27 protein-coding genes and 1 pseudogene are annotated in these 24,264 nt (G+C 70.2%); 17 read left to right on the forward strand and 11 right to left on the reverse strand.

Going from position 1 to position 24,264, the window contains the following annotated elements; all coding sequences use genetic code 11:
- The first annotated feature begins 3 nt into the window (after positions 1-3).
- From ACIO52_RS19745 to ACIO52_RS19755, 3 genes are read left to right on the forward strand one after another with little or no spacing between them, the layout of a single operon-like run.
- Complete coding sequence (locus ACIO52_RS19745) at positions 4-675, forward strand: HemK2/MTQ2 family protein methyltransferase (RefSeq protein WP_342800268.1); 672 nt, start codon at positions 4-6, stop codon at positions 673-675.
- On the forward strand, positions 662-874 hold the full coding sequence (locus ACIO52_RS19750; RefSeq protein WP_218720364.1) for a CDGSH iron-sulfur domain-containing protein: 213 nt from the start codon (positions 662-664) through the stop codon (positions 872-874). The genes ACIO52_RS19745 and ACIO52_RS19750 overlap by 14 nt, the downstream gene beginning before the upstream one ends.
- Positions 871-1,905 carry an iron-containing redox enzyme family protein gene (locus tag ACIO52_RS19755; RefSeq protein ID WP_402645629.1) on the forward strand — a complete coding sequence of 345 codons (1,035 nt, stop codon included), beginning with the start codon at positions 871-873 and terminating at the stop codon, positions 1,903-1,905. Before ACIO52_RS19750 ends, ACIO52_RS19755 begins: the two co-directional genes overlap by 4 nt.
- Here the strand turns inward: ACIO52_RS19755 and ACIO52_RS19760 are convergent.
- The 3 genes from ACIO52_RS19760 to ACIO52_RS19770 form a co-directional block, all read right to left on the reverse strand.
- Entirely contained in the window at positions 1,863-2,276 is a 414-nt protein-coding gene (locus tag ACIO52_RS19760) for an STAS domain-containing protein (protein ID WP_402645631.1), read from the reverse strand. The genes ACIO52_RS19755 and ACIO52_RS19760 overlap by 43 nt on opposite strands.
- A gap of 109 nt (positions 2,277-2,385) precedes the next feature.
- Positions 2,386-3,222 (reverse strand): RNA polymerase sigma factor SigF, encoded by an 837-nt coding sequence (locus tag ACIO52_RS19765; RefSeq protein ID WP_255588271.1) that lies wholly within the window; start codon positions 3,220-3,222, stop codon positions 2,386-2,388.
- 76 nt (positions 3,223-3,298) lie between these two features.
- Positions 3,299-3,736 (reverse strand): anti-sigma factor, encoded by a 438-nt coding sequence (locus ACIO52_RS19770; RefSeq protein ID WP_218720369.1) that lies wholly within the window; start codon positions 3,734-3,736, stop codon positions 3,299-3,301.
- Between the two features lie 396 nt (positions 3,737-4,132).
- Between ACIO52_RS19770 and ACIO52_RS19775 the strand changes: the two genes are divergently transcribed.
- Complete coding sequence (locus ACIO52_RS19775) at positions 4,133-4,465, forward strand: plasmid stabilization protein (protein WP_218720370.1); 333 nt, start codon at positions 4,133-4,135, stop codon at positions 4,463-4,465.
- Positions 4,466-4,474: 9 nt separating this feature from the next.
- On the opposite strand, the gene ACIO52_RS19780 is transcribed toward ACIO52_RS19775, so the two are convergent.
- Positions 4,475-6,076 carry an FAD-binding protein gene (locus tag ACIO52_RS19780; protein WP_308248598.1) on the reverse strand — a complete coding sequence of 534 codons (1,602 nt, stop codon included), beginning with the start codon at positions 6,074-6,076 and terminating at the stop codon, positions 4,475-4,477.
- A 93-nt stretch (positions 6,077-6,169) separates the two neighbouring features.
- Entirely contained in the window at positions 6,170-6,772 is a 603-nt protein-coding gene (locus tag ACIO52_RS19785) for a hypothetical protein (protein ID WP_402645636.1), read from the reverse strand.
- 224 nt (positions 6,773-6,996) lie between these two features.
- Here ACIO52_RS19785 and ACIO52_RS19790 point away from each other — a divergent pair, with 224 nt between their 5' ends.
- On the forward strand, positions 6,997-8,541 hold the full coding sequence (locus ACIO52_RS19790; protein ID WP_218720374.1) for an acyl-CoA carboxylase subunit beta: 1,545 nt from the start codon (positions 6,997-6,999) through the stop codon (positions 8,539-8,541).
- A gap of 29 nt (positions 8,542-8,570) precedes the next feature.
- On the opposite strand, the gene ACIO52_RS19795 is transcribed toward ACIO52_RS19790, so the two are convergent.
- Positions 8,571-10,199, reverse strand: coding sequence for an alpha/beta hydrolase (locus ACIO52_RS19795; RefSeq protein WP_402645640.1), 1,629 nt, complete (start codon positions 10,197-10,199; stop codon positions 8,571-8,573).
- A 250-nt stretch (positions 10,200-10,449) separates the two neighbouring features.
- Here ACIO52_RS19795 and ACIO52_RS19800 point away from each other — a divergent pair, with 250 nt between their 5' ends.
- Positions 10,450-10,776 carry a hypothetical protein gene (locus tag ACIO52_RS19800; RefSeq protein ID WP_316574880.1) on the forward strand — a complete coding sequence of 109 codons (327 nt, stop codon included), beginning with the start codon at positions 10,450-10,452 and terminating at the stop codon, positions 10,774-10,776.
- A 103-nt stretch (positions 10,777-10,879) separates the two neighbouring features.
- Here ACIO52_RS19800 and ACIO52_RS19805 read toward each other — a convergent pair whose 3' ends face one another.
- Positions 10,880-11,524 carry a hypothetical protein gene (locus ACIO52_RS19805; RefSeq protein WP_402645643.1) on the reverse strand — a complete coding sequence of 215 codons (645 nt, stop codon included), beginning with the start codon at positions 11,522-11,524 and terminating at the stop codon, positions 10,880-10,882.
- 144 nt (positions 11,525-11,668) lie between these two features.
- Here ACIO52_RS19805 and ACIO52_RS19810 point away from each other — a divergent pair, with 144 nt between their 5' ends.
- The 6 genes from ACIO52_RS19810 (at position 11,669) to ACIO52_RS19835 (ending at position 16,271) form a co-directional block, all read left to right on the forward strand.
- Entirely contained in the window at positions 11,669-12,835 is a 1,167-nt protein-coding gene (locus ACIO52_RS19810; protein WP_316574882.1) for an AI-2E family transporter, read from the forward strand.
- A 237-nt stretch (positions 12,836-13,072) separates the two neighbouring features.
- Positions 13,073-13,600, forward strand: a complete 528-nt coding sequence (locus ACIO52_RS19815) for a ferredoxin reductase (RefSeq protein ID WP_402645647.1) — start codon at positions 13,073-13,075, stop codon at positions 13,598-13,600.
- The gene (locus ACIO52_RS19820) at positions 13,597-13,923 is read left to right on the forward strand and encodes a 2Fe-2S iron-sulfur cluster-binding protein (protein WP_402645650.1); all 327 of its coding nucleotides are present in this window, start codon (positions 13,597-13,599) and stop codon (positions 13,921-13,923) included. The genes ACIO52_RS19815 and ACIO52_RS19820 overlap by 4 nt, the downstream gene beginning before the upstream one ends.
- A gap of 128 nt (positions 13,924-14,051) precedes the next feature.
- Complete coding sequence (locus ACIO52_RS19825) at positions 14,052-14,849, forward strand: SAM-dependent methyltransferase (protein ID WP_402645653.1); 798 nt, start codon at positions 14,052-14,054, stop codon at positions 14,847-14,849.
- Between the two features lie 82 nt (positions 14,850-14,931).
- Entirely contained in the window at positions 14,932-15,186 is a 255-nt protein-coding gene (locus ACIO52_RS19830) for a TetR-like C-terminal domain-containing protein (RefSeq protein ID WP_316574885.1), read from the forward strand.
- Positions 15,187-15,416: 230 nt separating this feature from the next.
- Complete coding sequence (locus ACIO52_RS19835; RefSeq protein ID WP_342800277.1) at positions 15,417-16,271, forward strand: acyl-CoA thioesterase domain-containing protein; 855 nt, start codon at positions 15,417-15,419, stop codon at positions 16,269-16,271.
- Between the two features lie 9 nt (positions 16,272-16,280).
- On the opposite strand, the gene ACIO52_RS19840 is transcribed toward ACIO52_RS19835, so the two are convergent.
- The 3 genes from ACIO52_RS19840 to ACIO52_RS19850 all read right to left on the reverse strand — a co-directional run bounded on the left by ACIO52_RS19840 (position 16,281) and on the right by ACIO52_RS19850 (position 18,811).
- Positions 16,281-17,816: an AMP-binding protein gene (locus ACIO52_RS19840; RefSeq protein WP_218720388.1), complete on the reverse strand. Its 1,536-nt coding sequence runs from the start codon at positions 17,814-17,816 to the stop codon at positions 16,281-16,283.
- 66 nt (positions 17,817-17,882) lie between these two features.
- Entirely contained in the window at positions 17,883-18,428 is a 546-nt protein-coding gene (locus ACIO52_RS19845) for a nitroreductase/quinone reductase family protein (RefSeq protein ID WP_402645658.1), read from the reverse strand.
- 47 nt (positions 18,429-18,475) lie between these two features.
- Positions 18,476-18,811: a helix-turn-helix domain-containing protein gene (locus ACIO52_RS19850; RefSeq protein ID WP_402645933.1), complete on the reverse strand. Its 336-nt coding sequence runs from the start codon at positions 18,809-18,811 to the stop codon at positions 18,476-18,478.
- Between the two features lie 658 nt (positions 18,812-19,469).
- Between ACIO52_RS19850 and ACIO52_RS19855 the strand changes: the two genes are divergently transcribed.
- The 4 genes and pseudogenes from ACIO52_RS19855 to ACIO52_RS19870 all read left to right on the forward strand — a co-directional run bounded on the left by ACIO52_RS19855 (position 19,470) and on the right by ACIO52_RS19870 (position 23,134).
- A complete protein-coding gene (locus ACIO52_RS19855; protein ID WP_316574888.1) occupies positions 19,470-20,456 on the forward strand; it encodes an SMP-30/gluconolactonase/LRE family protein in 987 nt (328 codons plus the stop codon).
- A 259-nt stretch (positions 20,457-20,715) separates the two neighbouring features.
- Positions 20,716-21,091, forward strand: a pseudogene (locus ACIO52_RS19860) (phosphotransferase family protein).
- Between the two features lie 63 nt (positions 21,092-21,154).
- Positions 21,155-21,391, forward strand: a complete 237-nt coding sequence (locus ACIO52_RS19865) for a hypothetical protein (RefSeq protein ID WP_402645662.1) — start codon at positions 21,155-21,157, stop codon at positions 21,389-21,391.
- 99 nt (positions 21,392-21,490) lie between these two features.
- On the forward strand, positions 21,491-23,134 hold the full coding sequence (locus ACIO52_RS19870; RefSeq protein ID WP_402645665.1) for an FAD-dependent monooxygenase: 1,644 nt from the start codon (positions 21,491-21,493) through the stop codon (positions 23,132-23,134).
- Between the two features lie 7 nt (positions 23,135-23,141).
- Here ACIO52_RS19870 and ACIO52_RS19875 read toward each other — a convergent pair whose 3' ends face one another.
- A complete protein-coding gene (locus tag ACIO52_RS19875; protein ID WP_218720392.1) occupies positions 23,142-23,528 on the reverse strand; it encodes a VOC family protein in 387 nt (128 codons plus the stop codon).
- A gap of 103 nt (positions 23,529-23,631) precedes the next feature.
- Between ACIO52_RS19875 and ACIO52_RS19880 the strand changes: the two genes are divergently transcribed.
- Positions 23,632-24,258 carry a TetR/AcrR family transcriptional regulator gene (locus ACIO52_RS19880; protein WP_316574891.1) on the forward strand — a complete coding sequence of 209 codons (627 nt, stop codon included), beginning with the start codon at positions 23,632-23,634 and terminating at the stop codon, positions 24,256-24,258.
- Positions 24,259-24,264 lie beyond the last annotated feature (6 nt).

A 24,264-nucleotide genomic window follows, 5' to 3' on the forward strand; every position in this document is an offset into this window, starting at 1 on the left:
GACGTGCTGGTTGTGCGCGCTCCGCGCGTGTACCGCCCGCAGGCCGACACCTGGTTGCTGTGCCGAGCGCTGCGCGAGCTGTCACCGGTGGGCGGTGGACGCGTGCTGGACGTCTGCGCCGGCACCGGCGTGCTGAGCCTGGCCGCCGCCGCGGCGGGGGCGCACAGTGTCACAGCGGTCGACCTGTCCTGGCCCGCGCTGATGTCGACCTGGCTGAACTGTCGCCTCCGTGGCGTCACGGTGCAACTGCTGCACGGCGATTTCACCGCCGCACTGCGGCTGGCGCGATTCGACCTCGTGCTGGCCAACCCGCCGTATGTCCCCTCCCCGGCGCACACCGCCCGCGGCGCCGCGCTCGCCTGGGACGCGGGACCCGACGGCAGGAATGTGCTCGACCGGTTGTGCGCGACGCTGCCCGATCTGCTCACCGAACGCGGCGTCGGGTTGATCGTGCACTCGGCGATGAGCGATACCGACCGCAGTCTGGCGCAGCTGCGCGATCGCGGTGTCGATGCCAGGGTGGTCACCTCCGACACCATCTCGTTCGGGCCGGTCCTGCGCTCGCGCACCGGTTGGCTGGCCGCGCAGGGCCATCTCGCGCCCGGACAGCGTCACGAGGAATTGGTGGTGATCCGTGTCGACCGAACATCGTGTCCCGTCGGTGACCACTCCTGAACCGAGGCGCGTCGTCCTCGTCGACAGCGGCCCCGCGTTGATCGACGGTCCGGTCGATCTGGTCACCCCCGACGGCAGCGTGCTGCACTGCGATCGGTTCCGGGTCGCGCTGTGCCTGTGCAAGCGCTCCTCGATCTACCCGCTGTGCGACACCAGCCATCGCCTGCGCCGTCGGCGCGAACAGGCGGACTCGGCGTGAGGACCGTCGACGTCGCGCCCCACCGCCAGTTGCCCGCACCGCGCGGTGACCTTTCCGCCGGGGTCGTCGAATTGCTGACACTCCCACCGGGTTCCACCGCGCCGACCGGCGCCGGGCACGACCCCTACGGCGACGATCTGCTGCTGGCCCTGCACACCTGCTACGAACTGCACTATCACGGCTTCGCCGGCGTCGACGACAGCTGGGAGTGGGATCCGGGCCTGCTGCGCTTGCGCGCGACCCTGGAGGCGGACCTGCTCGCGGCCCTGCGCGCCGATGTTCCCGGCGGCGCCGATGTCACCGGCGAACTCGACCGCCTCCTGGAACCGTCACCCGAGGGCGTCGGCATCGCCGGATTCCTCGCCGAGCAGGGCACCGCTGATCACCTACGCGAGTACTTCGTCCACCGCTCGATCTACCACCACATCGAAGCCGACCCCTACGCCTGGGTGATCCCGCGGCTGCGCGGGACGGCGAAGGCGGCGCTGGTCGCGGTGGAGTTCGACGAGTTCGGCGGCGGCCGAGGCGAGCGCGTCCACGCGCGGCTCTACGCCGACCTGCTCGCCGGCGCCGGGCTCGATCCCCGCTATCTGCACTACCTGGATGTGGTGCCCGCGCCGATGCTGGCATTGGTCGACATGATGTCGCTGTTCGGACTGCATCGTGGCCTGCGGGCCGCCTCGATCGGGCATTTCGCGACCGCCGAGATCACCTCGTCGCCGGCCTCGCGCCGCTTCGCCGAGCTCGCCCGCACCCTGCTGCCGGACCCCGCGTGCGCGCACTTCTACGCCGAGCATGTCGAAGCCGACGCCGTGCACGAGCAGGTGATGCGCCACGACGTCATCGGCGCGCTGCTCGATGCCGAACCCGACGCCGCCGCCGTCGTCGTGTTCGGCATCCAGGCGACCTCGCTGCTCGAGGACCGCTTCGCCGACCACGTGCTGAGCTGCTGGGCGGCGGAGCGGACATCGCTGATCGCGGGGCGGGATCAGTCGATCGGCGGCCTGACCGCGTCGTCGACGCAGGTGTAGTAGCGAAACAGCTGGCGGACACCGACCAGTTCCAGTGCGCGCTCGGCCGCCGCGCCGCCGGTGACCAGGCGCAGTTCGATCCCGTGCCGCCAGGCGTCGGCTTTGATCTCGGCGAGCGAGGCGGCGACGCGAATGCTCAGGAATTCGGTCTCGCGCAGATCGAGGACCATCACCCGGGTTCCGGAACTTCGCGTGCGATCCAGCAGTGCCCGCAGGTGGGGTCGATGGGCGGCATCGAGCTCAGGACCGGCGAACAGGACCCAGCAGCCGGGCCGACCGGCACGTCGCAATCGCCGCGCCACCCACCCACGCGACGATCCGAGGTACCAGCGCAACCGGCTCGCATGCCGACGACCAGCGACGACAGCCATGGGGCCTCCCGCTCGAGAGGGCGTTACGGTCCGCCGCGGGGCTCCGCGACGGACCGGGGTGGCTGGACGTCTCAACCTGGATTGATTCTGGCACGCGCGTGCACCGCTGTCACTGCGCGGGCATCGGCTCCTCGCCGAGGGCCTGCTCGCGCAGCGACCCCAAGGTGCGCGCGAGGATTCGCGAGACCTGCATCTGGGAGACCCCCAGGCGCCGCGCGATCTCGCTCTGCGTCAGATTCTCGTAGAACCGCATCACCAGCACGCGGCGCTCCTCGCTCGGCAGCGCGGCGATCAGCGGGCGGACCGCGATCGCGTCCTCGGTCAGCTGATAGCACGGCTCGTCGGCACCGAGGGTGTCGGTGATCGGCTGGGCGGAGTTGTCGCGATCGTCCTGGGTGAACCCGTCGATCGAGTTGGTCTGGTACCCGTTGCTCGCGACGAGCGCCCTGGTGACCTCGACGAGGTCGACATCGAGTTCGGCGGCGAGCTCCTGGGCGTTGGGGACGCGGCCCAGGCGCTGGGACAGGTCCTCGGTGGCCGGGCCGATCAGCTGCTGGATCTCCTTGAGCCTGCGCGGGACGTGCACGGCCCAGGTGCGGTCCCGGAAATGCCTGCGGACCTCCCCCATGATCGTGGGGATCGCGAAGGACAGGAAGGTATAGCCGCGGGTGACGTCGAACCGGTCCACAGCCAGCAGGAGTCCGACCCGAGCGGTCTGCTCCAGATCGTCGAACTGCTCCCCGCGGCCGGTGAATTTCCGGGCGATGTGATCGGCCAGCGGCAGACACAGGCGGATGACTTCGGCCCGGACGGCCGCGTAGTTCTCGTCACCGGGCGGCAGTGCTCGCATCTTCTCGAACCAGGGTTCGATGTTGTCGTAGCTGTCACCACGCGAATGGGATCGCTGGGCGGTCGAGTGTTCGGCTGTGGGGGCTTCCAATGTCATCGCCAGTTGCCTCGCTTCCGGGCGGTGTTCTCGGATATCTCCGGTATACCCCTTCCGGCGGGAAACTATGCGTGGATCAGGACGCCGCTGGTCCGCGCACCCGGCGGATCCAGCCGAATTCGACGGCGGTCGGGTAGCCGTTGCCGCGCGGATCGAAGTCTTCGTAGTGGGTGCTCAGCGCGTCGGTCAGGGTGGCGACGACGTGCCAGCCGAAGGCGTTCTCGTCGATCGCCACCGGGGTGCGGGCGTGGGTGGCGATGCGGGCACCGAGCGCGCCGTCGCCGCCGGTCAGCGTGCATTCGATGACGGCCGCCGGCGCGGCGACCAACACCAGGGCGGTGACCACCTCGTCCACCGCCAGCAGCAGATCGGTGATCTCGTCGAGGGCGAAACCCTCGACGAGCAGAACGGTCTCGGCCAGCGCGTGCGCCATGGTCAATTGATCGAGTTCGGCCTGGACCTGGAATCCGACCGTTCTCGATCGCGGCGTCGTCTCACGATCTTCGTCTCGCACGCGCCGCCTCCCTCGCACACCTCCACCGAATGGTCGCAGACTACCCCGCGTCCGCTGTCCTTCTCGCACAGGACAATCCGGGCATCACTTCGGGTCGTTCCCGGTCGACTCCGGTTCGTCGGGCCGCTTCGGGGACCGTCTTCGGTTCAGCAGAACTACCGCGACGACGACAACGAGCGCAATGATCAGCAGGACCTCCATACGGCGCGCGTACCCACCACCGCCGACCTCAATCGCGATGGATCACGCGAAGTACTTCGCCGGGGTCACGAAGGCATCGATGTCCCGAGCACGGATTCCCGCGCGGGAATCCGTGGCCACGCGCTGTTTCCCCCTCCCGACGCCGGGTACGGCCACGATGAACGAGATCGGACCTCACCGCAGGAGGGAGCGGTCATGCCGCAGCAAGCGTGGAGCGACAAGCGCGAACGCCAGTACCAGCACATCAAGCAATCCCAGCGCGACCGTGGCGTCGGCGAGGACAGGGCAGAGGAGGTCGCCGCCCGCACCGTCAACAAGGAGCGCGCCCGCGCGGGGGAATCGAAGACGTCGAGCAGACTGTCCCGGACGGATATGTCCTCCGGGCGACGCGGTGGTCAGCGTGCGCACCGGAAGGGACCGCGCGGGCTCACCCGCGATCAGCTCTACGAGGAAGCCCGGAACCGCAATATCGAGGGCCGCTCGAAGATGAACAAGAAGCAGCTGGCCCACGCGCTGGGCCGGGACTGACCCCTCGCGTCAGCTCCCCCGCAGGGCCACGCTGTGCACGCCCGCGCGGCGACCGGAGAAAACGCAGTCGGCCAGCGACAGTCCGCTGACATAGGAGTTCGAACAGATGCCGACCGCGGCGCGTCCCGCCGCGAACAGACCCGGCACGATTCCGCCCGCCTCGGCCCGGACCGCGCCGGTGTCCTCGTCGACCAGCAGGCCGCCGAGGGTGAGCATCGGCATCGGGTAGGTCAGCCGGGCGCTGAACGAGATGTCGAGCAGGGTGAAGGGTCCGGTGCGGAGCGGGCGGCGGATGTCGTCGGGCTTCCCGAGGGGATCGGGCAGATCGTGGTCGATAGCGCGGTTGTGGGCGTCCACCGTCTCGCGCAGCGCGGCCGCGTCGACGCCCGCGCGGGTGGCCGCCTCTTCGACGGTCCGGCCGCGGGCGCGCCCCATCCGCAGCAATCGCTCGGTCTGCATGCGCTGGAACCACACCGACTGCGGTCCGATCTGGGCGCGCGCCTCGGCTTCGAGTTCCGCGTCGACCAGCAGCCATGCCCGGTGGCCGGGACTCGTGGCCACGGCCGCGCCGAGCGCGGCGCCGTAGCGGGATTCGTCGATCATGCGCTGACCCAGCGCATTCACGGCGATCGCGCCGAACAGGGCGCTGGGTGGGGCGATGAAGCGCCAGGTCGACAGCGCGTCCATCTTGCCGCTGGCGGCGCCGATCGCCTGGGCCATGGTGATGCCGCTGCCGTCGTCGCCCGCGGTGCCCAGCGGCAGGCCCTGCGACCACGGGTAGTCGGGGGCGTGCTGGGCGACCATCGCGCCGTTGGCGATGAATCCGCCCGTGGTGAGCACGACGCCGGACTTCGCCTGGATCCGCACCGGCGTGCCGTGTTTGCGTTCGATCCGGGCCAGCAGCGCTTCCATCGCGTTGCGCAGACCCGGGTGGTACACGCCGGGTTTCGCCGAGATCCGGGCCAGGGCGGCGAAGCGGCGGCGCACGGCCGCGGGCGCACCGTCGAGGGTGACCGCCTCGATGCCGGTCACCTGGCCGTCCTCGACGACGAGCCGGGTCGCCCGGGTTCCGGTCCGGACGCGCACACCGTGCCTGGCCGCCGAGGCGGCCAGCGGCCCGAACAACGCCTTGCCCGACACACCGGGACCGTGAGCGCGGTGACCACGCTGACGTGGTTTCGCGAGATCCCGGTATCCGCCGGAGTTCTCGCTGCCGGAGTAGTACAGGTAGTAGTCGTCGGACGGGTAGGAGGTCTTGAAGGGACACAGCGACGCCTGGAAGGGCACGCCGTGCCCGGTCAGCCAGTCGATCATCGCCGGCGATTGCTCGCAGAAGCGGCGCAGGGTCGCGGCGCTCACCGCGTCCCCGACCTCGGCTTCCAGGTAGGCGAGCATGGTGTCGACGTCGTCATCGATGCCGGCGTCGCGTTGCACCCAGGTCCCGCCACCGGCGTAGACGATGCCGCCGGACAGCGCCGTCGCCCCACCGCCGAGATACCGGTCGATCGCCAGTACGTCGGCGCCCGCTTCCCGCGCGGTCAGCGCCGCGGCCACCCCCGCCCCGCCGTACCCGACGACCACGACATCGGCCGCACAGTCCCAAGCCCGCACCAGTCCACCTTCCGAGCCGACGCCGACCCCGTCGTCACCGTCCGACCCAACTATAACGTGTTCTAGAAATCTGGCCGGGTGGGTTCCCCGCACCTATCCGTGGACGCGCACCCGCCCGCCGGTCAGTCGCGCGGCGACATGGTCGATCGCCGCCACCGGCTGATCGAGAATGCGCACGGCGGTCCGCAATCCCCGCGTGCCGGCGACCTTCTTGCGCAGCATGCGCTGCACATCGGGGTGGTCGAGCCCGCGCACTCCCACGGTCTGCGGCCCCACTCCCGGGAACAGATCGACCACGAGCAGGTCGTGACCCAGCCGACGGTGCAGGCGCAATCCCTGGACGGTGTCCCACGGCAAGAAGACCGAATCCGCCGCGGCGTCGATGCTCAATCGCAGTCCGGCGGGTGAGAGCCGCATCGATGTCGATGGCACCCCCTGGGCCTGCCAAGTCGTCCGCATCTCGCGCAGGCGACGCAGTCTGCGCACCCCGTCGACACCGAAGATCAGCACGACGGGCAACTCCATCAGACCGATCGGCCCCGCCAGCCAAACCAGCAGTGCGGTCATGCCCGCGACGAACACCGCGACCGCCACCTCCACCCAGGCCGACACCGCGGACAGCGTCAGCATCGATGCGCGCGACCGTTGGACAGCGGCGACATCCACCCCGACGACGAACTCCCCCACCGTTTCCATCTCCGGCACGCTACCCGTCTCGACGGCGCAATGTCCTTGCACGGAGTGCATGAGTGCAGACACTGCCACGAAGGCCACGGCGGCTCGCGTACCCAACGGTCGGAGGGCATTTCGTGGTCGATCACAAACCCGGACACCACCGGTGCGTGGTGGGCACCGGTACTGTGACTAGCGCCCACCGGACGCGGTGCCGGCGTTCCACTGCGACAACCTGGATGTAATCGATGAGTGCTACTGCCGAAAAGCTTGCCGACCTGCGAGAGAAGCTGGAGCTCGCGCAGGAACCGGCCGGAGAGGCGGGAGCCGCCAAGAGAGCGCGCAAGGGCATACCTTCGGCCCGCGACCGCATCAACATGCTCATGGACCCGGGCACCTTCGTCGAGATCGGCGCCCTCGTGCGCAACCCCACCGACAAGAACGCCCTCTACGGTGACGGCGTGGTGACCGGACACGGTCTGGTCGACGGCAGGCCGGTGGCGGTGTTCTCGCACGACCAGACCGTCTACGGCGGCACCATCGGCGAGATGTTCGGCCGCAAGGTCGCCGCCATCATGGGCCTCGCGGGCAAGATGGGCTGTCCCCTCGTCGGCATCAACGACTCCGGCGGCGCGCGCGTGCAGGAGGCGGTGTCCTCGCTGCGCTGGTACGGCGAGCTGGCGACCATGATGGAACCGCTGTCGGGCGCGGTGCCGATGGTCTCGCTCATCCTGGGCAACTGTGCCGCGGGCGCGGTGTATCAGCCGATCTGCACCGATGTCGTGGTCGCGACCGAGAGCGCGCACATGTTCGTCACCGGTCCCAAGATCATCGAGGACGCCATCGGCGAGAAGGTCGACATGGAGGAGCTGGGCGGTGTCTACAACCAGGCCGCCTACGGCAATATCCACCACATCGCCAAGGACGAACCCGCCGCGTTCGAGTGGGTGCGCAACTACCTGAGCTACCTGCCGTCGAGCTCCACCGAGCTCCCGCCGATCGTCAATCCCGGCCTCGAGCCGGACATCACCGAGTCCGACCTCATGCTGGACAAGCTGGTCCCCGACTCCGACAACATGGTCTACGACATGCACGATGTGCTGCTGCGGATCTTCGACGACGGCGAGTTCCACGAGATCGGCGCGGCCGCCACCGAGAACATCATCACCGGATTCGCCCGCGTCGACGGCAGGCCCGTCGGTGTGGTCGCCAACCAGCCGACCGTGCTGGCCGGCGCGCTCGACGCCAAGGCCAGTGACAAGGCCTCGCACTTCATCCACATCTGCAACGCCTTCGAGATCCCGCTGGTGCTCGTCGTCGACACCCCCGGCTTCCTGCCCGGCGTGGAGCAGGAGAAGGCGGGCGTGATCAAGCGCGGTGGCCGGTTCCTGTTCGCCTACGTCGAGGCCACCGTGCCCAAGGTGACCGTGGTGATCCGCAAGGCCTACGGCGGCGGCTGGGCCGTGATGGGCGCCAAGGCCCTGGGCTGTGACGCCTACCTGGCGTGGCCGACCGCGCGGATCGCGGTGATGGGCGCGGAGAGCGCTGTCGGCCTGACCCAGCGCAAGGTGCTCGAGGCGACGCCCGAGGAGCAGCGCGGCGCGATCCGTCAGCAGATGATCGACTTCTACAACGCGACGATCGCGACGCCGTGGATCGCGGCCGAGCGTGGCTACATCGACCGCGTCATCGAGCCGTCGACCACCCGCCTCGAGATCCGTCGCGCCCTGCACCTGCTGCGGGACAAGAAGGTCGTGCGCTACCCGCGCAAGCACCACCTGCTGCCGCTGTGACCCGGTGCGGGCGGCTGCCCGCCCGCACCTCACTTCCCGTCGCGCAGAACGGACCGCAGCCGCTCGGTGTCGGCCGCGGTCCAGCCGGGCGGTGCGAGGATCGCCGCCCAGGCGTTGGCGATGTCGGCCTGGAAGGTGTGCCCGTGCCCGTCGGGCACGTCGGTCGAGACCGCCATGTCGGCCGAGATCTGTAGGAATGTCACCACCGGGAGCCACCGGGTGCTGGGCAGGACATCGGGTCCGCGCGGCTCGCGCAGCCAATCCGGTTGCCGGAACAGCAGTGTCGGCGTCCACCAGGTGATCGGGTCGGAGGCGTGCTGCAGGTAGACCACCCGCGCGGACGGCCACGGCGCGTCGGGGCGGGTCAGATCGGGCGCGCTCGCGACGAAGCGCGCGGTGTGGCCGTCACGGTAGACCGGCAGCCATTCCGGCGAGCCGGGGTCACGGCGCATCGTGGCGTCACGCCAGACCGGGTTGGTGGCGGTCGGTCCGACGAACAGCACGCCGTCGGTGCGGGCGGCCATGTCCTGCACGCTGGAGAACGCCGCTTCACCGCCGAAGGATCCGAGGCTCTCGCCGAAGACCACCAGCTTCGGCCGCCGCTGCGGCGGCAGCGTGTCCCACACCGCGTGCACCGCTTCGAACAGGGCTTGTCCGGCATGGCGGGCCCGTTCCTGGTCGACGATGAACGACAGCCAGCTGGGCAGGAACGAGTACTGCATGCTGACCAGCGCGCTGTCGCCGTTGGCGAGGTACTCCAGGGCCGAGGCGGTGGATTCGTTGATCCACCCGGTGCCCGTCGTGGTCGCGACCCCGAGCACGGCCCGCTCGAAGCCGCCGGCCCGCCGCAGCTCGGCGACCGCGAGTTCGGCTTCGGCCTCGACGGTTTCAGCGGAATCGAGCCCCGTGTAGACCCGGATCGGTGGCCGCGCGGGCCGGCCGTTGAACGCGGTCAGGTCGGCCTCGGTCGGGCCGTTGGACACGAAGATCCGGCCCTGCCTGCCGAGCGAATCCCAGCTCACCAGTGAGCCGGGGCCGCCGGACCGCTCCGGCGACGCGGGCTCGGGTGTGTCCGCGGACGTCTCGTCGTTGACCGCCTCGAACGTCGCGTTCAGCATCGACATCGACGCGCTCGCCACCACACCGTTGAGCAGCGCGATCACCACCGCCACGACGACGATTCCGCCCAGCAGCGCGGCCACCCGTGCCGGCAGGACCCGGCCGAGCAGACCACCGGCCCAGCCCACCAGCGCCCGGCCCCCACGCACGACCCCCAGCAGCACCCCGAAGACGAGCACCCCGATCACCGCCATGATCGGATAGGCCGACCACGACAACCCCGCCACACCCATCAGGTCGCGCAGCTCCCGCTGCCAGTCCGCGTACCAGATCAGTGCCACCACGGTGCCCGCGAGCGCCACGATCCCCAGACCCCAGCGCAGCGGGCCCGGCATCGGTGTTGGTTCGCGTTCGAGCACCCACCACAGCAGCGCGGCGAGCGCGACGCCGAGCCCGTAACCGAGCGCGGCCGCCGCGCCGGACACGACGCCTTGGAACAGCGGCCCGCGCGGCAACAACGACGGGGTCAACGACAGCCACACCAGGATCAGCGCACCGGTCAGCCCACCGAAACCGTGTCCTCGTGGCGTGGAATTCATCTGTGTCCCCTACGGTTCGATCAGCGACCACCGGCTAGCGCAGGTGCTACACGTTCACCGGAACGCAGGACCAGCCGGTCCCCGCACGGACACCTGAAACTGTACGACCGGCGACGGCACCGCCGCCGGATCCGCTGCGACGCTGCTCCGAATCGTGATCCGGTCCCGATCCGGGTCGCCGACGGCGCGGAGAGCCGGGTGTGGCGCGTCGTAGCCGGGAGTTCGCTGTCCGGCGCGCACACTGGAGGTCATGGGATCGTTGTGGATTCTGCTCGGGTCGGGTGCGATTCGCGCCGACGAGGTGTCCGAGATCGCGGTCGTGAAGACCGGCCGCGTGGTGGGCGGCCGGGTCGGCCGGGAACAGTACGCGGTCGTCGTGCGCTCGTTCCGCGGCTCCCCGACCGCCGGGCGCGCGCTGTCGCGCACCGTCTGGAGCACCGCGCAGGAGTCCCGGGCCGACACGGTCGCCCGCGCGCTGCTCGATCAGTTGATCGCCAGGGCCGACACCGCGGGCACACTGACTGTCGACGCCGCGGGCGCGGTCGAATTCGCGGGTCCGTCCGCCGGATCATCGTGACCGCCCGCCCGACGCCGCGCCGCTCGCTTCGCGCAGCACTACCTAGCCTTGCGGCGCACTGTCCTCCGCCTCTGCCGCCGCGCCACACGGATAACCGAGGTCATCAGAAGGGATACTCCACGCACAGTTCGCCCGCGAACCTGCGCGTGGCGTGCTCGCGCATGCGCCGGCCGTAGACCGGGTCGGCGGCCAGGTCGGTGTAGGTCTCGAACGCACATCGCACCAGGCCCGCCGCCTCGGCCGCGTAGACGTCGAATCCCGGGAACATCAGACCGGCGTAGGGCATGTCGTCCACGTCGAGGGCCAGCACCGGGTGTTCGCCCACCGAATCCGGCTCACCCACCGCCAGCACGCGCCGGGAATCCGAGCCGCCGGGCAGCAGGAAACACTCCGGGAACTGCCCGGCCAGCGGCTCGTAGAGCTCTCCCCACGGTGGTCCCAGTTCGTCGTCGACCAGCTGGTCCAGACCGCGCGGGGCGAAGCCGCCGTCGGCCGCGAACCACCCGTGCCGCTCGAACAGGCCGCGGTCGAAGGCCAGCCAGGCCCGCAGGCTCGGTGACAGCGGACGTCCCGACGGGAACACCGTGGCCGCCACCGCGTCCGCCGACATCGGTCGAGGCGCACCGTCGACCCACGGCGTGTGACCGACCCACGCGACCGGCTCGAACATCGACCGGCCCGGATCCGACCGCACCACGTCGAGGACCCGTCGCGTCAGACCGACACCGTGTTCGACCTCTACTCTCATGGCGCGCAACGTAACAGGCCACCCCGACAGCCGCTAGAACGCCGATGCCGGTATCACCCCGGTGCAGTGGGCGGCCGGAGCCGGACACGAGTCGGGCCGCGTCGGTGCCGAACTGTGGGCACCCGCGGGGCGACACTGGGATCCGTGGACACCGACTCCCCGGGAACTGCCGCGCCGTCGACCGCACGGGCCAGAATGCCCGAGTGGCTACCGCGGGCGATGGTGCTGGCCTTCGTCCTGTTCGGGTTGTTCCTGCTCGCCGACTGGGCGTTTCGCCGGCTGCTCGGACTGCTGATCGTCCTGCTGGTCGCGTTCTTCGTCTCGCTGGCGATGGAACCGGCCGTCGGCGCGCTGGCCCGGCGGGGTGTGCCACGAGGCCTGGCCACCGCGCTGGTCTTCCTCGGCACCTTCGCGTGCGTGCTGGCCTTCCTCGCGGCGCTGGTGACCCTGCTCGTGGAAACCACGACCAACCTGGCCCACGAAACCCCCCGGCTGCTCGACGAGGGCATCGATCGGGTCAACCGGACCTTCGGCCAGCACTTCACGATGCACGATCTGAGCCAGCGGCTCCTGCGCGAGTCCGACCTGATCGAGGGCTACGCCCGCACCGCCGCCGACAATGTCTGGGGCGTGTCGACCACCGTGCTGGGCGGGCTCGTCCAGCTCCTCACCATCGCGCTGTTCAGCATCTACCTCACCGCGGGCGGACCGCGGGTCCGGCGGACCGTGTGCTCGCTGCTGCCACCGTCGCGCCAGCAGACCTTCCTGCACGCCTGGGATCTCGCCATCGACAAGACCGGCGGCTACCTGTATTCGCGGGTGCTGCTGGCCATCGTCTCGGCGATCGCGCACGGGGTCTTCCTGGCCGTCCTCGGTATCCCGAATCCGATCGCCCTCGGCGTGTGGTTCGGCGTGATCTCCGCGTTCATCCCGACCATCGGCACCTACATCGCCGCGATCCTCCCGGTGCTCGTCGCCCTGACGGTGGACCCGCTCGACGCGGTCTGGATCATCGTGTTCGCGGTGCTGTACCAGTGGTTCCAGGACTATCTGCTCCAGCCCCGGATCACCGCGCGCACCGTGGATGTGAACGCCGCGATCGCGCTGCTGGCGGTCCTGGCCGGTGGTGCGCTGCTCGGCGCGGTGGGGGCGCTGCTGGCGATCCCGGCCACCGCGACGGTACAGGCTTTCCTGTCCGAATACGTCAAACACTATGCGGTGACCGAGGATCCGCGCATCGAGCAGACGGCCTCGCGCCGGAAACGGGCGCCGAAGGCGCCGGCGCCGACCGCCGACGAGGACACCGAGTAGGGCCGTTCTCAGGGACATCCCGATGTACGCACTCGGAGTCCTCGCGCCGCTCGCCGACGTGGGAACCGGTGTCGCACTGGGTCGTCCCACGCCGATCGTGTCGCTGTCGGTCCTGGTGATCGCCCTGATCACCCGGAGCGTCCGCTCCCGGCGAACGGTCGGCCCGCGGCCGCGCGGCAGCACACGCGCGCCTGCACCATCGAGCGGGTCACCACACTCACGCCGGCGGTCGTCCGGGTGCGCATCGCCTGCGCGGCCGAGCCGTGGGCACCGGGCGCCCACATCGATCTGGTACTGCCCTCCGGCAAGACCCGGCAGTACTCCCTGTGCGGCGACCCCACCAACCGGACCGGGTACGAGATCGCGGTTCTGCGCGACGACGACGGACGCGGCGCCTCCCGGGAGATCCACGCGCTCGTGGCGGGCGACCCGGTGCGCGTGAGCGCCCCACGCGACAACTTCCCCCTCGTCGACGCGCCCGCGTATCTGTTCGTCGCGGGCGGCATCGGGATCACCCCGTTCCTGCCCATGATCGCCCACCTCGACGAGCTCGGCCTGCCCTGGCAGTTGATCTACCTGATCTACCGCGGCCGCTCCCGCGCCACCATGCCCTTCGCCGAGGAGTTGCTCCACCGCTACGGCGCCCGCGTGAGCGTGCTGCCCGCGGACACGACCCCGCGTCCCGACCTCGCCCGGCTCGTCGCCGATCAACCCGACGGCACCGCCGTCTACTGTTGTGGTCCGGCGAGCTTGGCCGAGGCATGACCGAACAGGCCGGACCCGCACTGCATCTCGAACGTTTCACCCCGCCCGAACGCCACGACGCACCCGCCACCGAGTTCGACCTGTACCTGACGCGCACCCGTCGCCTGGTCCACGTCCCCGCCACGACGAGCGCCCGCGACGCCCTGCGCACGGCAGTTCCCTCGGCTTCCGGATCGTGCGAGAACGGGCTGTGTGGCAGCTGTGTTCTCCGCGTCGAGGCCGGGTGCCCCGACCACCGCACCGACGTCGCGGCGAACGCCGCGGGGATCTTCCACCCCTGCGTGTCGCGCTCCCGCGACCCGCTCCTGGTGGTCGATGCCTGATCTCGGCCGTAGGAGGCCACCGACCGGAGTGAATCTTGTACTGTCACAACAGATCAGCAGCTGCCCGCTGCCAGCACCGCTCGCCCCGGGTAGCTGACGCCGTAGAACTCTGCTGAGGAGCCAGGTTCATGACCGAAACCGACACCCCGGTGATCCGGACCGATATCCCCCACTCGGCCCGGATCTGGAACTACTGGATGGGTGGCCAGGACAACTACGAAATCGACCAGATCGCCGGTGACGCCGGGCTGGCCGTCGACCCCGACATCTCCACGATGGCCGTGCAATCGCGCCAGTTCCTGATCCGCGCCGTGGGCTTCCTCGCCCGCGAACGCGGCATCCGGCAGTTCCTCGACATCGGCACCGGCCTGCCGACCATGCAGAACACCCACGAGGTCGCCCAGAGCATCACCGCCGACGCGCGCATCGTCTACGTCGACAACGACCCGCTGGTGCTCACCCACGCTCGCGCCCTGCTGCGCAGCACCACCCCGGAAGGCGTCACCACCTACATCGACGCCGACTTCCACAACCCCGAGCAGATCGTCGCCGACGCGCGCAACGTCCTCAACTTCAACGAGCCGATCGCGGTGATGTTCATGGGCGTGCTCGGCCATGCCCGTACCTACGAGGACCTGCTCCGGATCGTGCGCACCGTGGTCGGCGAGGTGCCCTCGGGCAGCTACCTGATCATGTGGGACGGCACCGACGACAGCCAGGCCTACGTCACGCTGTGCGAGAACTACACCGGTACCGGCGGCACCCCGTACATCCCGCGCCCGCAGGCGCAGATCCGCGCCGTGTTCGACGGCCTGGAACTGGTCGACCCCGGCTTCGTGTCGATCACCCAGTGGCGCACCGACACCGTCGAAGTGGGCGAGGTGCTGCCGATCTCGGCCTACGGCGCCGTAGCGCGCAAACCCTGATCACTCCCCCGCCGCACCGGCAGAGCGACACGCCGCACCAGCCACTCTGCCGGTCGGGACGGGGATAGTCTCGACCGGATGGATGCCGCACAGCCGGTCCCCCGGCGGCGGCGTCCTGCGCGCCGTGCTGAGCGAGACCCACCGCCGTCCCGCCCTCCTGGCGGCCCTGCGCGAGTCGCTCTTCGATCCCCGCGCCGCCGAACTGCGCACACTGGTGCGCGCCGCGGCCGCGGGCGAGATCCGGGCCGAGGCCGTCGCGACCCCGGCCGCCACCCTCGGCCCGGAACTGGTGATGTTCCGCTTCCTGACCGGGGCAGCCCGGTCGCCGACACCATGATCACCGAGATCGTCGACGACGTCGTCCTGCCGCTGCTCACCCGCATCCCGACCGAATAGTGTTTCGGCACAGAAACATTCATGTGACATCCGAGAGCCGCGGTAGCGAACGCCGCGTGCCGGACGCGAAGATGAGGAGACCGCCGACTCGCCCACCGGGACGGTCCGGGAGTCGAGCGCCACCGACGCCGCGCTGGAGCGAGATCGCTTATGCCGCAAGGGAGTTCGCCGGTGAGCCGAGCATTCTTTCACACGACAGTCGATCCACGAACGCAGACCGAGATCCTGCTGCCGCAGCCCGAGGCGGTCGCCGGTTGGGAGGGCGGCCAATTGCGCGGGATGGCCGTCGGCGCGGCCCTGGCCCGCGCGGTGGAACGCGAGGTCGCCGCCGCCGGCCGGACCGACCTGCGCCCGGTCCGGTGGACCCTCGACATGTTCCGCCCGGTCTTTCTGCGCCCCTGCCGGATTCGCGTCACCGTGGTGCGCGACGGGCGCAGGCTCGCGCTCTTCGACGCCGTTTTGATCCAGGACGATCGACCGGTCGCCCGCGCAGGCGCGCTGTACCTCCGTCCCGGCGCCGATCCGGCGGGCGTCTGCTGGTCGCCCGGCACCACCGCCGATCCCCCGCCGATCGACCGGCTCCCGGAACCCGGTCGCGATCGGGTGTACTTCAGTGAAGACGCGGGCTGGGGGCCGGACCCGCGCACTCACCACAATGTGGGCCGCACGGGGATCTGGCATCATCCGATCGCGGTCGTCGCCGACGAGGAACCGACGCCGTTCCAGTTCGTCGCCGGACTGGCCGACGTGACCAATGTGATCGCCCATCTCGGCAGCAACGGCCTCGAGTACATCAACGCCGACGCCACCCTCACGCTGACCCGCCTGCCGGAGGGCAACGAGGCCGGGCTGATCTGTCTGGATCGGCTGGCCGAGGACGGCATCGCGATCGGCACGGCCGCCGTCTACGACCGCAAGGGGGTGTTCGGCACCACGACGGTCAGTTCGCTGGCCAATGCGCGAGGCGCCGCCGATCTGAGTGTCATCGGCACCCTGGCGCGGGTGGGCGCCGCCCAGGCGGGCTGATCCGGTCGATCACGGCGCGGCGCGCAGTTCCCGCCTGTACAGCTTGCCGGAGTCGTCGCGCGGAAGCTCGGCCACGATGCTGATCCGCGAGGGCAGTTTGTAGGCGGCGAGTTGCTCGGCCAGCGCGGCCGCGACCTGATCGGGAGCGAGCTCGTGGCGGGGCCGGGCGACGAGATAGAGCTCGAGTGCCTCGCCGAGGTCGTCGCCGGAGGGCACGCCGATCGCGGCGGCGTCCTCCACCCCGGGCAGCGCCATCGCCGCGTTCTCGATCTCGGCCGGGTAGATGTTCACTCCGCCGCGGATCACCACCTCGCTCGATCGCCCGGTCAGGAACAGGTACCCGTCGGCATCGAGGTAGCCGGTGTCGCCGACCCACAGCAGATCGCCGCGGGTGACCGCCGAGCCCGCCCGGTGCAGGTACTCGAAGCGCGGCCAGTAGTCGGCTCCCCGGACGAACACCCGCCCGGGCTGCCCGGCGGGCAATTCCGCGCCGTCCTCGTCCAGGATCGCGACCGCGGACCCGTCGGCCGGGCGCCCGACGCTGCCGGGCCGCGCCAGCCATTCCGTGGCGCCGATCCAGGTGATGGTGCCGGTCTCGGTACTGCCGAAGTACTCGATCACCGCGTCGCCGAACCAGTCGATCGCCGCTCGTTTGATCGCGGGCGGGCACGGCGCCGCCGAATGGATCAAATGGGTCAGGCTGCCGGTGTCGTAGCGCTCGCGCACCTCGGCGGGCAGCGACAGCAGCCGCGACAGCATCGTCGGCACGATCTTGGCCTGCTGGATCCGGTGCTGATGCACCAGTCGCAGGAACCGTTCGCTGTCCCAGCGCGGCATGATGGTGATGTCGGTGCCCATCCGCAGCGCCAGCACCGCCACCGCGTTCGGCGAGGTGTGATACATCGGCCCGGCCACCAGCATCCGCCCACCGGGCGCCAACCCCATCCGCCGCGCGATGCCGCCCGCGATGGACAGCAGTTGATGTGGCGTCATCCGTTCCCGCAGTACGCCTTTGGGAGTCCCGGTGGTGCCGGAGGTGTAGATCAGTCCCATCGAATCGGCCACCGCGCCTTCGAGATAGCCGACCGGCTCGTCTTGGTCGGCGATCCATTCCTCGAGGAGCGGATGCCGCCCCGTGGGCACGGACAGGGCCTGGTCGAGCCCGGCCTCGACGAGTGTCGGCGCGGGCATGGCGATCTCGACGATCCGGGCTGAGCTGCCCGCGCGGTCGCGGGCATCCTCGACGGTGGCGACGAACTCGGTGTGCGCGAAGATCACGCGCGGCGCGCAATCGGCGAGCACATGGGCGATCTCCCCCGCGCGCCAGCGGGTGTTGATCGGTACCGGGTTCGCCCCTGCCGAGGCGATGGCCAGTGAGACCTCGAGGAATTCGATGTCGTTGCGGGCCAGGACCGCGACGCGGTCGCCGCGCCCGACGCCGGCGGCGAGCAGGGCCGAGGCGAGGCGGCCCGCGCGGTCGTGCGCATCGGTGTGGGCGCGCACCCGTTCGCCGCAGCGGATGATCGGAGTCGGGGAGTCGGCCATCGCTACCTTCGGTCGGGAGTCGGTGCCCCTCAGCGTATGCGGCACCGCGCGCCTCGGCCGAGCTGCTCAGATGTCCAAGTCGATCGCGACGGCCCGCCCCGTGCGGAACCAGTAGTCGTGCAGGGCACGGATCTTCGCGCGGGAGGGCACCCCGCGCAGGTGGATCGCGCACTCACCGAAATCGACCGGGACGACGGTGTCGCACAGCAGCGCGCGGGCGACGGCGAGTTCCGCCGGATCGGTGATCTCCCTGGCCGTCCCGTGCAACGCCCCGTCGCGCAGTTCCAGGGTGACGCGCGGATCGGCCCGGATATTGCGCAGCCACGCGTTGACCGCCTGCGGCTGGTCGAGGGTGATCTGCGGCGGCATCAACTGCACCAGATAGGCCCGGTCACCCGCCCGCATCACCCGCACGCACTTCGGGCGCGGCAGACCGGTCTTGCGCCCGGTGGTGGTGAGGATGCCGTAGCCGCGCGGAACACGCAGCCGGAACCACGGCAGCATCGCCGCGCTGAGCCACTTGCCGTCGCGCCGGCGGCGGATCAGCCGACCGTGTCTGCCGACTTCGGCCTGCGCCGCCGCGCGCCGGGCCCGCTGGTCTGCGTCGTCCATCTGTCCATGATGCGCCCGTCGGCACCGGACCGTCGCCGCTTGGCAGGTCAGCGTGACGGCGGCGAGTCGCGGTGCAGGAGCCACCACGCGACGATGAGATCGTCGGTTCGGCCGAGATCGAGGCCGGTGAGCTCGGCGAAGCGCGTGAGCCGATTGCGGACGGTATTGCGGTGCAGAACCAGCGTGGCCGCCGTGTCGTCGATGCGCTGGTCGCAATCGCGGTAGGTCGCGACGGTGCCGAGGATCTCCTCGGCGCCGCTGCGGTTGCGCAGCGGCGCCAGGTGCCTGTCGGCGAGCAGTCGCGCAATGTCCTCGGCCTCCGCGAGCAGCGGCAGCGGACCCAGCGACCCGAGATCGACCAGGCCCGATCTGCCGTGGCGAATCGCGAGATCGAACGCGCCTGCCGATACGACGCCGCGGCGTCACCGAGCAGCATCGCCGATCCCACGGCGACCACGCTGCCCGTGGGCAGCGCGTCCGGGGTGCGTGGCAGCAGGGCGACCAGATGCTGGTCAACGACCGTGTCGACGACCGGCAGCCTTGCTGTCGATCCCCGGGCGCGCAGCGCGGCGAGCAGGTCGGTCGCGGCGGCGGTGCCGTTCCACGCGGCGCAGGCGATCCGGTAGCGATGCTCGGGGTCGAGCCCGTGGTTGCGGGCCTCTGCGCGCAGGACGGCGGGCGCGACTGTGCCGTCGACGAGACTGCGCAGGAAGTCGGCGCGGTGCGCGGCCCCCGCCATCGCCCGCTCCTGCAGCACTCGGTGGACCGCGGTAGCGGACGCGGTCGCCCATTCCCAGGTGAGGTCCTGCATCTCGTCGATCTCGCCGGCGCTGACCCCGTGCGCGGCGGCGCGGCGGCGGATCAGCTCGAGCGCGGGCACCGGCCTGCTGGTGTGCATGCGCACAGTCAACTCGGTTGGCGCTCCCATTTAAACGCCGCCGACCGGGCAGCAGAATGGCATGTGCACAGGAAGCGCTGCAGTGAGCGGCGCTCGATCGCTGGGAGGTACGCATGGTCGTCGGTGGTCGGTCCGGTCCCCGGATGACGCCGGTTCGCTGGTCACCGCCGACGGCGACACCGCGCGCCGGGCAACGCCGCAGCACCCCGCCGATGCCCGCGGTACGGCGGATCGAACTGCCCGGCGTCGGTCCCGAGGACGTGGTTATCGGCGCCGACGGCCTCGTCTACACCGGGATCGCCGATGGCCGGATCCTGCGGGTCGACATCGCCACCGGGGCCGTCGAAACGGTCGCGAATACCGGCGGCCGCCCACTGGGTCTGTGCGCGGGCGCCGACGGTTCGCTGCTCGTCTGCGACGCCCATCGCGGCCTGCTGCGCTGGTCCGGAACCGACGTCGAGGTCCTGGTGGATGCCGTCGACGACGGACCCCTGAACATGGCCAGCAATGTCGTCGAGGATCCGCGCGACGGCACCGTCTACTTCACGGCCTCGTCGCGTCGCTGGCCCCTGGACCTGTGGATGGGCGATCTGCTCGAGCACTCCGGTACCGGTCGGCTGTTCCGGTACTCCCATGACGGCCGAACCGAGTCCCTGCTGGATGGCCTCCAGTACGCCAACGGTGTCGCGTTCGCGCCCGATCAGGCATCACTGATCGTCGCCGAGACGGCCGCGTACCGGCTCAACCGCTACTGGTTGCATGGCCCGAAGGCCGGCACGTGCGAGGTGCTGATCGACAATCTGCCCGGCTTCCCCGACAACCTCGCCCTCGGCTCCGACGGACTGATCTGGGTCACGCTGGCCTCGCCCCGCAATCCCCTGCTCGATCTGTTGCTCCCCACGCCGACTCTCGCGCGAAAGCTGTTGTGGCGGATACCCGATCGGCTCAAGCCACGCCCCGTCCGCACCGCCTGGGTGCTCGCCGTCGACGACCACGGGACCGTCGTCCACGATCTACAGCGCGACGGCGCGGACTACGCGATGGTCACCGGCGTCGCCGAGGCGCACGGCACCCTGGTGCTGGGCAGCCTCGACGAATCCGCGATCGCACTCACCCACCTCCCGTCCTGAACCCGGCTATCGCCTGCCGCCGTCACCCTTCCACCGAAAGCACAGCCATGGACTTCGCTCCCAGCGCCCGCGCCACCGATCTCGTCGCCCGAGTGCGCGCCTTCGTCGCCGAGGAGATCGCCCCGATCGAGGCCGACTACCACCGCAGCGTGGCCACGCTGCGCGAGACCGGCGGCGATCCGTGGGATCCCCTGCCCGTGCTCGGTGAGCTGCGTGCGAAGGCACGCGCGGCGGCTATCGGGCCGACGGCGCACACGACATGGTCCGCGAGTACCGCGTGCAATCCGCCCTCGGCCCGGTATTCGACTACGTGCCGTCGACGGTGGCGTTGTGCGAGGACGAGACGGTCCTCGGTTCGCCGTTCTATCTGATGGAACGGCTCGACGGAACAATCCCCCGCAGGGAACTTCCACCCGAATCCTGCTGGACACCACCGCGCGTGCGAGCCCATCATGTCCTGGCTGGCCGCCCACCAGCCGCCCGATCGCCCAGCGGTACTGATCCACAACGATTTCCGCTTCGACATCATCGTGCTCGACCCCACCGATCCCACCCGGCCGATCGGTTTGCTCGACTGGGAGATGGCCACCATCGGCGACCCACTCATGGATCTCGGCGCCGCCCTCGCCTACTGAGTCCAGGCCGACGACAACCTCGCCGTCAAGTTGTTCCGGCGCCAGCCGACGCACGCCCCAGGCATGCTGAGCCGCGACGACGTGGTCGAATACTATTGCCGCCATGCCGGAATCGGTCTCACCGGCCGCGAATGGGCGTTCTACGAAGTCTTCGGCCTGTTCCGTCTGGCGGTGATCTGCCAGCAGATCTACTACCGCTACTCTCACCGCCAGACCACCAACCCGGCCTTCCGCTCCTTCAGCCTGGCCGTCCGGCTCTTGGAATGGCGCTGCCGGGCTGTCATCCGCGGCATCGGGTAGGCACGCCGGGTTCCAGCCGCCGGCGATTCAGCTTTTCGACGCCCGGGCGTACGATCAGCAAACACACTGAGGCGGGGTAGTCCAACGAGGTGATGTCGCATGGTCGAGACGGATGTCCTGGTCGTGGGCGCCGGTCCGGTGGGCACGGCGGCCGCGGTCGAACTGGTCCGGCGCGGGGTCCGCTGCCGGATCGTCGATTCGCAGGCCCACCCGCCGCGCTATGCGAAAGCGGTCGGCATCCAGCCTCGCACGCTGGAGCTGTTCGAGCAGATGGGCATTCTCCGCGACGTTCTCGACGCCTCGATCCTGATGCGCGGCCAGCTCGTCTTCGTCAACGGTGTCGAGTCGGGCCGGCTCGATCTCACGCTGCCCCCCGAGGTGCCGTTCGGGTTCGTCGGGCTCCCCCAGTACGAGACCGAGCGCATCCTCTGGAACCGCCTGGCATCGCTGGGCACGCACGTCGAACGCGGGGTCACGGTGACCGGGTTCACCCAGGACGACGACGGGGTCGACGCGGTGCTCGCCGGACCGGACGGGGAAGACACCGTGCGGGCGCGATATCTCGTCGGCTGCGACGGCGCGCACAGCATCGTCCGTAAGACCCTCGGGCTGACCTTCGAAGGCGCGGCCTTCACCGACCAGTACATGCTCGGCGATGTCGAACTGGATTGGTCGCAGCCGCGCGGGTACGCCATCCGGGCGATGCACCAGACCGACGGCGTCACCGACGACACGCTGGCGTGCATCCCGCTGCCCGGCCGTCATCGGTACCGCGTCTCCATGCGGGTGCCGCCGGAGCTCGAGATAGGCACGGGCGGCGACGGCGTGGCACACGGCTTCGGCAGTGGTCCGGCCCCCGAATTGGCGCACCTCCAGGCGGTGCTGGACCGGTTGTCGCCGGAGCCGACGACGGCCTCGCACCTGCGCTGGTCCTCGGTGTTCCGGATCAGCCACCGCATCGTCGACGCCTATGGGCGCGGGCGGGTCTTCGTCGCCGGCGATGCGGCCCATATCCATCCGCCCACCGGGGCGCAAGGCATGAACACCGGCATCCAGGACGCCCACAACCTGGCCTGGAAGCTGGCCGTGGCGGTCGCCGGGCTGGCCGCCCCGCCCCTGCTGGCCAGCTACGACGCCGAGCGCCGACCCGTCGGCGAAGAGGTCGTCGGCCGCACCGTGCGCCATGCCAGAGACGGGATCGGCGCGGGTGACCCCGACCCCGACCAGGCACTGCTGCGCGAAGCCCAGTTGCTCATCGACTATCGCGACAGTCCCCTCGTGTTCGCCTCTCCCGCCGGTTCCCCCGCGCCGACCGCGGGCAGTCGTGCTCCGGACGCGACCGGCCTGACCCGCGACGCGGTAGCCTCGCCCTTCCGGCTGTTCCCGCTGCTCGCAGGACCGGACCACACGGTGCTGTGCTACGCGGACAGCACCTGCGACGCCGCGACGCTCGACGAGCTCGAGAGCCGCGTCGACTTGCTCCGGGAACTGAGCGATGACCGGCTCGACGCCTACCTCGTCGCCGCGCCCGGCGCCGCGATCGGACCGACCGTGCTGCCGGTGATCAACGACCGCGACGGCGACTTCGCCCGGCAGTACCGTCCCGGCCCCGGCGCGGTGTATGTCGTGCGGCCCGACGGCTATCTCGGGTACGCCGCGTCTCTGGCGTCGTCACACGATCTCGCCCGCTACTTCGGCGCGATCTTCGCCGCCGTGCCGGAGGGCGTGGCCGGGACCGCCTGAGCGCGCGTCAGCTCCGCGCGGCCTCGATGCGGCGGCGCAGCAGGCAGAATTCGTTCCCTTCGGGATCGGCCAGGACATGCCAGGACTCCTCGCCGGTCTGCCCGATCTCGACCGGACGCGCTCCCGCGGCGAGCAGCCTGCGCAGTTCCGCGTCCTGGTCGCGGTCGGTCGGATTGACGTCCAGGTGCAGGCGCAACTTCTCGCGTTTCGGTTCCGTGCTGCGGCTCAACAACAGGGTGGGCTGGGGTCCGCCGAATACTGTTCCGGGAGCGCCGATCTGGATATCGCCCTCGTCTCGATCGAGTTCGACGAAGCCGAGCACCTCGCACCAGAAGTCCGCCAGCAGTTGCGGATCGGCGCAGTCGAGGACGAGTTCGGTGATCCGGCAGGCCATGCCTGCGACCCTACGCGCGCGCCGCGGGCACAACCAGGGACGACGCCCGATCCGCGGTCGACGAGACGATAAGCTGACGCGTGCAGGCGACAGGAAGGCGACCATGACCCCCAGGGCCGAGGACCCGCGACCGACCGCGCCGGTGTCCAAGCGCAAAGCGGCGGCGGCCGGGCGCGCGGCACGCAGGCTCGGGGTCGAGGACTGGACGAACGCGGCGCTCGGCGTGCTCTTGCGCGACGGGGTCGCCGGCATCACGATCGCCAAGCTGTGCGAGGAACTCGGGGTCACCAAGGGCAGCTTCTACTGGCATTTCGACGGCATCGATCAGCTGCTGGAGACGACGGCGCAATTCTGGTGCGCCGATCAGAACGACGCGGCACGCGGGTTCCAGGGCCTCGAGGAATTGCCGCCCCGGGAGCGGCTGGCGCGGATGGGCGAGCTGCTCACCGCGGAGCGGGTGTGGCAGATCGAGCTCGCGGTGCGGGACTGGGCGCGCACCAACGCCAAGGTGGCCGAGGCGGTCAAGGCCCTGGATCAGCGGATCTTCCACGCGCTGTCCGACACCCTCGTCGACATGGGATTCTCCGCCGATCAGGCCGAGATGCGCGCGGGCCTGATGTGTTTCGCCGGCATCGGCTTCGTGCACGGCAACCAGAATCTCCCGGTGCCGACCGAGGATCAGCGCCGGGAGTTCTTCCGATTCGTCACCAGCAGGGAGTCCGGCGACTGAGGCCGG

The organism is Nocardia sp. NPDC087230 (genome assembly GCF_044744725.1).
In the GTDB taxonomy this organism is placed as follows: Bacteria; Actinomycetota; Actinomycetes; order Mycobacteriales; family Mycobacteriaceae; genus Nocardia; species Nocardia canadensis.

What these genes read in the sequence shown, in the direction of transcription:
- ACIO52_RS19760 (WP_402645631.1), bottom strand. Translation starts at nt 2,276, where the DNA reads ATGGCTGTCGTCGCTGGTCGTCGGCATGCGAGCCGGTTGCGCTGGTAC.
- ACIO52_RS19765 (WP_255588271.1), bottom strand. Translation starts at nt 3,222, where the DNA reads ATGACATTGGAAGCCCCCACAGCCGAACACTCGACCGCCCAGCGATCC.
- ACIO52_RS19775 (WP_218720370.1), top strand. Translation starts at nt 4,133, where the DNA reads ATGCCGCAGCAAGCGTGGAGCGACAAGCGCGAACGCCAGTACCAGCAC.
- ACIO52_RS19785 (WP_402645636.1), bottom strand. Translation starts at nt 6,772, where the DNA reads ATGGAAACGGTGGGGGAGTTCGTCGTCGGGGTGGATGTCGCCGCTGTC.
- ACIO52_RS19790 (WP_218720374.1), top strand. Translation starts at nt 6,997, where the DNA reads ATGAGTGCTACTGCCGAAAAGCTTGCCGACCTGCGAGAGAAGCTGGAG.
- ACIO52_RS19795 (WP_402645640.1), bottom strand. Translation starts at nt 10,199, where the DNA reads ATGAATTCCACGCCACGAGGACACGGTTTCGGTGGGCTGACCGGTGCG.
- ACIO52_RS19800 (WP_316574880.1), top strand. Translation starts at nt 10,450, where the DNA reads ATGGGATCGTTGTGGATTCTGCTCGGGTCGGGTGCGATTCGCGCCGAC.
- ACIO52_RS19805 (WP_402645643.1), bottom strand. Translation starts at nt 11,524, where the DNA reads ATGAGAGTAGAGGTCGAACACGGTGTCGGTCTGACGCGACGGGTCCTC.
- ACIO52_RS19820 (WP_402645650.1), top strand. Translation starts at nt 13,597, where the DNA reads ATGACCGAACAGGCCGGACCCGCACTGCATCTCGAACGTTTCACCCCG.
- ACIO52_RS19825 (WP_402645653.1), top strand. Translation starts at nt 14,052, where the DNA reads ATGACCGAAACCGACACCCCGGTGATCCGGACCGATATCCCCCACTCG.
- ACIO52_RS19830 (WP_316574885.1), top strand. Translation starts at nt 14,932, where the DNA reads ATGCCGCACAGCCGGTCCCCCGGCGGCGGCGTCCTGCGCGCCGTGCTG.
- ACIO52_RS19840 (WP_218720388.1), bottom strand. Translation starts at nt 17,816, where the DNA reads ATGGCCGACTCCCCGACTCCGATCATCCGCTGCGGCGAACGGGTGCGC.
- ACIO52_RS19845 (WP_402645658.1), bottom strand. Translation starts at nt 18,428, where the DNA reads ATGGACGACGCAGACCAGCGGGCCCGGCGCGCGGCGGCGCAGGCCGAA.
- ACIO52_RS19855 (WP_316574888.1), top strand. Translation starts at nt 19,470, where the DNA reads ATGACGCCGGTTCGCTGGTCACCGCCGACGGCGACACCGCGCGCCGGG.
- ACIO52_RS19865 (WP_402645662.1), top strand. Translation starts at nt 21,155, where the DNA reads ATGCTGAGCCGCGACGACGTGGTCGAATACTATTGCCGCCATGCCGGA.
- ACIO52_RS19870 (WP_402645665.1), top strand. Translation starts at nt 21,491, where the DNA reads ATGGTCGAGACGGATGTCCTGGTCGTGGGCGCCGGTCCGGTGGGCACG.
- ACIO52_RS19875 (WP_218720392.1), bottom strand. Translation starts at nt 23,528, where the DNA reads ATGGCCTGCCGGATCACCGAACTCGTCCTCGACTGCGCCGATCCGCAA.
- ACIO52_RS19880 (WP_316574891.1), top strand. Translation starts at nt 23,632, where the DNA reads ATGACCCCCAGGGCCGAGGACCCGCGACCGACCGCGCCGGTGTCCAAG.